This is a genomic window from Yoonia sp. (assembly GCF_036007805.1).
Classification (GTDB): Bacteria; Pseudomonadota; Alphaproteobacteria; order Rhodobacterales; family Rhodobacteraceae; genus Yoonia.
The window spans coordinates 1-4,985 of sequence record NZ_DASYOK010000038.1 but is presented as its reverse complement, the minus strand read 5'-3'; the positions used below and the strand labels follow the sequence as shown (position 1 = coordinate 4,985).

General features: G+C 56.7%; 5 protein-coding genes. 2 read left to right on the top strand and 3 right to left on the bottom strand.

The window, feature by feature from the left end:
* Positions 1-64: 64 nt before the first annotated feature.
* On the bottom strand, positions 65-1,363 hold the full coding sequence (locus VGP75_RS01890; RefSeq protein WP_327542037.1) for an NAD(P)/FAD-dependent oxidoreductase: 1,299 nt from the start codon (positions 1,361-1,363) through the stop codon (positions 65-67).
* A 257-nt stretch (positions 1,364-1,620) separates the two neighbouring features.
* Between VGP75_RS01890 and VGP75_RS01885 the strand changes: the two genes are divergently transcribed.
* A complete protein-coding gene (locus VGP75_RS01885; protein ID WP_414727755.1) occupies positions 1,621-2,145 on the top strand; it encodes a sigma-70 family RNA polymerase sigma factor in 525 nt (174 codons plus the stop codon).
* Positions 2,146-2,153: 8 nt separating this feature from the next.
* Positions 2,154-2,804, top strand: a complete 651-nt coding sequence (locus VGP75_RS01880; protein WP_327542035.1) for a ChrR family anti-sigma-E factor — start codon at positions 2,154-2,156, stop codon at positions 2,802-2,804.
* 74 nt (positions 2,805-2,878) lie between these two features.
* Here VGP75_RS01880 and VGP75_RS01875 read toward each other — a convergent pair whose 3' ends face one another.
* Together VGP75_RS01875 and VGP75_RS01870 are read right to left on the bottom strand one after the other, a co-directional pair.
* A complete protein-coding gene (locus VGP75_RS01875; RefSeq protein ID WP_327542034.1) occupies positions 2,879-3,637 on the bottom strand; it encodes an SDR family oxidoreductase in 759 nt (252 codons plus the stop codon).
* A gap of 3 nt (positions 3,638-3,640) precedes the next feature.
* A complete protein-coding gene (locus tag VGP75_RS01870) occupies positions 3,641-4,879 on the bottom strand; it encodes a DNA recombination protein RmuC (protein WP_327542033.1) in 1,239 nt (412 codons plus the stop codon).
* Positions 4,880-4,985: the final 106 nt, after the last annotated feature.

Here is a 4,985-nt window from a genome sequence, read left to right as displayed (position 1 = left end):
GCGTTTTTTACCGCCCCCCGCCGTCCGTGATAGGTCTCTGCTGCGATATGTTGAACGGTGGCTGTCACTCGGCTGCGACGTTCATCCGCGCGCGCGCGTTGAGGGCTTCGACAACATCCAAGGCGCTGGACAGGCCATCCTCATGGAAACCGTTCTTCATCCATGCACCGCAAAACCACGTCCGGTTAGCGCCGTTCATCGCAGCCGCCGCTTCCTGGGCGGCAATCGCCTCAAGATCATAGACGGGGTGGCGCAATGTGACTTCGTCCCAGATCAGCTCTTCCTTGATCGGACGGTTGCTGTTCAGAGTGACCATCATATCCTCGGCTTTCAGCCAAGGCTGCAGCGAACTCATCCAATAGGTCAAGTTGATCTCGGTGTCGGTGCGCTGCGCATCCTCGGAATATATCCACGACGACCAGACCTGACGGCGCTTGGGCATGATCGAGGTATCAGAGTGCAGAATGACTTTGTTGGGTTGATACCGCACCGCGCTGAGCACAGATTTTTCCACGGCGGTGGCGTCCGACAGCATCGCCAGCGTATCGTCAGAATGGGTGGCAAAGACCACCTCATCAAAGGCTTCCCAGTCCGCGCCGTGTGTTTTGACTTCGGCGCCCGCCTGCGTGCGGCGCACCGCATCAATCGGCGCCCCTAGACGTGTCTCAACACCGCGTTTCATCATATCCGCCCCAAGCCGCGTGACATATTCGCGTGACCCGCCGTCAACCGTATACCACTGGTGCTGGCCCGTTGCGCTGAGGAGTGCATGGTTGTCGAAAAACTTCATCATCGCATAGGCAGGAAAATCGAGAATTTTCTCTTTCGGGGTCGACCAGATCGCGCCCGAAAATGGCAGCAGATAATGATCGCGGAAGTAATCGCTGAGCTTTAGTTTTTTCAGCAACTGGCCGATTGTCAGCGTCTCATCCTGACTCGCCTCAAGGCCTTTCGCGTTGAATTTCAGAATATCGCGGACCATGCGCAGAAACCGCGGGCTGGCAATGTTGCTGCGCTGGGCGAAAAGCGCATTCATGCTCGCAAGGCCATACTCCATGCGGCCTCCGCTGAACGATGCGCCAAAGCTCATATTGCTTTTTGTGACCGGCACATCGAGGTCGCCGAACAGCTTTGTCAGATGCGGGTAATTGGCATAGTTGAAAACGATAAAGCCTGTATCCACAGCCTGATCGCTGTTCTTGCCCGCCATCCGTGTGCGTGCATGGCCGCCAAGACGCCCCTCTGCTTCGAACAACACAACTTGATGGTCCTGTGCGAGCGCATGTGCAGCGCCCATTCCTGAAATACCGGCACCAATGACCGCAATTTTCTTGGGCGCGATCGTCCCGGCTTCGAATGGCATATGTGGGAGGCTCCAGCTTCGCTTGATCGTTTCTTATTGTTGTTACGTGCGCACTACTTACATGGATCATCACAAAAAAACAGCAATGTTGTGATCCACTCCGTGATCAGGCGCGTAATAGCAATATGTTAACGGAAACAACCACCTTGAGAAAAGCGGATGCGTTGCCCGTGCCAAGCACATATGATGGTGCGAAGGCACAGCTTAAGCGCGACGCGAGGACATCAAAGGTGAACACCGAACTAACGACGAAACGTATGGCCTGGGTCGTCCAGGTCTATGCGGTACGTGATAACCAGGATCGCGCGGCGTTCGCCGAGCTGTTTGGTTATTTCGCACCCCGCGTGAAATCGTTTTTAATGAAATCGGGGGCCAGCCCGGATCTGGCAGAAGAATGTACACAGGAGGTCATGGCGACCCTTTGGAACAAGGCCCATATGTTCGATCCGACCAAGGCGAGTGTATCCACTTGGATTTTTACAATCGCCCGAAACCGCAAGATCGACATTCTGCGCAAACAGCGCCGGCCTGAACCCGAAGATTTGCCATGGGGTCCCGAATCGGAACCAGATCAGGCCGATGCCATCGGCCTGCAGCAAGAAACGGAACAACTCGGACAGGCCTTGGCGACATTGCCCGAAGAACAAAGGAAACTGATTGAGCGCGCCTACTTTGGCGAGCTGACCCATAGTCAAATCGCCGCAGAGACGGGGTTGCCACTGGGTACAATCAAATCGCGGATTAGGTTGGCGCTGGATCGGTTGCGCCACGCAATGAAATGATGAACGACATGACACAGATAAAACATCACCTGACCGAGCCCCTTTTGATGGGGTATGCTGCGGGAACGCTGCCAGAGGCCTTCAATCTGGTCGTGGCGACACACATCAGCATGTGTGACGATTGTCGCGCGGCCTTGGCGGGGTATGAAGCCGTCGGCGGTGAAGTCATGATGGACACAGCACCTGTTGATGTGGCCGAGGATGCATTGGCCGCAACACTCGCCTTGATTGATGGTGGCAAGTTTGCGGACAAACCGGCACCGGTGCGCACGAAAGACAGCGTGTTCCCCGGCCCTCTTCAGGATTATGTCACAGGCGATATCGACAGTCTGAAGTGGCGCAAAGTCGGTGGCGGTGTGAGCCAGCTCGTGCTGAAAACATCAAAAGATGCCAGCGTCCGCTTGTTGCGGATTCCGGCAGGTACGGCCGTTCCGGATCACGGACACCGCGGGACAGAGCTGACGCTTGTGCTGCAGGGGGCCTTTACGGACGAAGAAGACCGTTTTGGCGCGGGTGACGTTGAGGTTGCCAACGAAGATTTGCACCACACGCCAGTCGCTGAGGAAGGTATGGATTGTATCTGCCTTGCCGCAACAGACGCGCCGCTCCGGTTCAACGGTTTGGTGCCCCGCATCGCGCAGCGTTTCATCGGGATCTAATCGCGGTAGAGAGATTTATTGAAAGGCGTCCCAATTCATTTTGGCGGCGCCTTCTCGTTTAACGGGTCCGGTCCCTAGACCGAATGATATGTCTCGGTGTTGCCGTCGACCGCGATTGCCTGACCGGATATGAATTTTGCCGCGTCAGAGGAAAGATAAAGACAAAGCTGCGCGATTTCCGAAGGTTCGGCAAACCGACGCAGGGAACTGCCGGATGCATATTCCTGATAGACATCTTGTGGCGTTACGCCACGCGCCTGCGCTTCGGCGGCAAGGACCCTGTCCATCCGATCACCACTGACAGCACCCGGACAGATCGCATTGCAGCGGATGCCGTATGGTCCCAATTCAGTTGCAATGGTTTTGGTAAAGCCGATCACCGCCCATTTTGCCGCAGCATAAGGCGCACGAAACGGCGCACCAAAGAGGCCGGAGGTCGAGGACAGATTGATAATCACGCCAGATTTCTGGCGTTTCATCACAGGAGCGATGGCACGGCAGGTGATCATCTGCGCATCGAGGTTCACCGCAAGGCATGTCCGCCACTGTGCAAGATCAAGTGCCTCAACAGGGTCAGCTTGTCCTGCAATGCCTGCATTATTGATCAGGACATCGCAACCGCCAAATCTGGCAATCCCGTCCTGCAGCCAAGCGTCCAATGCCGCTTCATCGGTTACATCGACGCACGTCCCCCTGATTCCCTCCGCGAGCTCATCCAGAGCAGTGGGGTCCTGATCGCACACGAACACCTGCGCACCTTGCGCGGCATAGGTCTCGGCGATCACTTTGCCGATGCCGCCCGCGCCAGCGGTGATGAAAACACGTTGCGACATGGGCTAGACCTTCGGTGGCAAAATAGGAACAACCTTTGTCTCGGGGTCCGGTGCGATTTCTTCAAAGTCGAAATGATCCAGACGATGCGCACGTTTGCCCGCCTTTTCGGCTGATATCTTGATATCCTCAATATCTTTTGCCGCTTGCCCGAAGTGACGGTCAAGGTTGCCCACGCGCGTCACCAGACGGTCGACATCGCCCCCAAGCAACGCCAGTTCCTTGCGGATCGCGCCTGTCTGTTCGCGCATCCGCGCGTCTTTCAGGATCGCGCGCATCGTGTTCAGGGTCGCCATGCAGGTGGTCGGCGAGACGATCCAGACGCGCGCGGTGAAACCTTCGCGCACCACATGGGGCAGGCGGCTGTGAAGTTCCGCATAGACAGCCTCGGACGGCAGAAACATCAAGGCACCGTCGGCGGTTTCGCCTTCGATCAGATAGCTCTCGGAGATCTTTTTGATATGCGTTCTGATCGCTTGGCCGAATGTTGTCAGCGCGCGTTCGCGTTCCGGCTTTGTTTCTGCCGCCATCAATGCCTCGTAGGCCTCAAGCGGAAATTTCGCGTCAACAACAATCGGACCGGGCGGATTGGGCAGGTGGATCAGGCAATCGGGTCTGCTGCCGTTGGAAAGGGTCGCCTGCCATGTGTAGCTGTCCGATGGCAGGGCCTTGGAGACGATATCCTGCAACTGGATCTCGCCGAACGCACCGCGTGTCTGTTTGTTCGACAGGATATCCTGCAGGGATAGGACATCGCCCGACAGCTTTTCGATATTCGTCTGCGCTTTGTCGATGGTGGCCAGCCGTTCTTGCAACTCTGTCAGGCTTTTGGTGGTCTTTTCGGACGATCCGGTCAGCGTATCCTTCATGCGTTCCTGCATCTCAGCCAGAGATAGCGCGGATCTGCGCGCATTTTCGGCCAGACGTTCCGCCATCTGGGCCTGCACTTCGGCCAAGCGCGCCTCCATCGTCTGCACGACATGCACCTGCGCATTGGCCTGCGCCTCGCTGACGATGCTGATGTTGCCTGCAAGCTGTTGCTGACCCTGCCCCAGCGAATGGACATCCTGCGACAAACGCCCGACCTGTGACGCGACAAACTGGACGGCCTCGGTCGATTTTCCTGCACGGCGCACCGTCATGATCAAAAGGACCAGTACGAGGAGCAAAATTGCCCCTCCAAGGATCACGCCCAGCACCATGGGATCGCTGAGGTCGTAGATATTCTCGCCAATCTGGATCATGTGCGCCCGAAAAGCCGTTCGATATCGGCCAGTTTGAGTTCAACATAGGTGGGTCGGCCGTGGTTGCACTGCCCTGATAGTGGCGTCGCCTCCATTTCACGGAGAA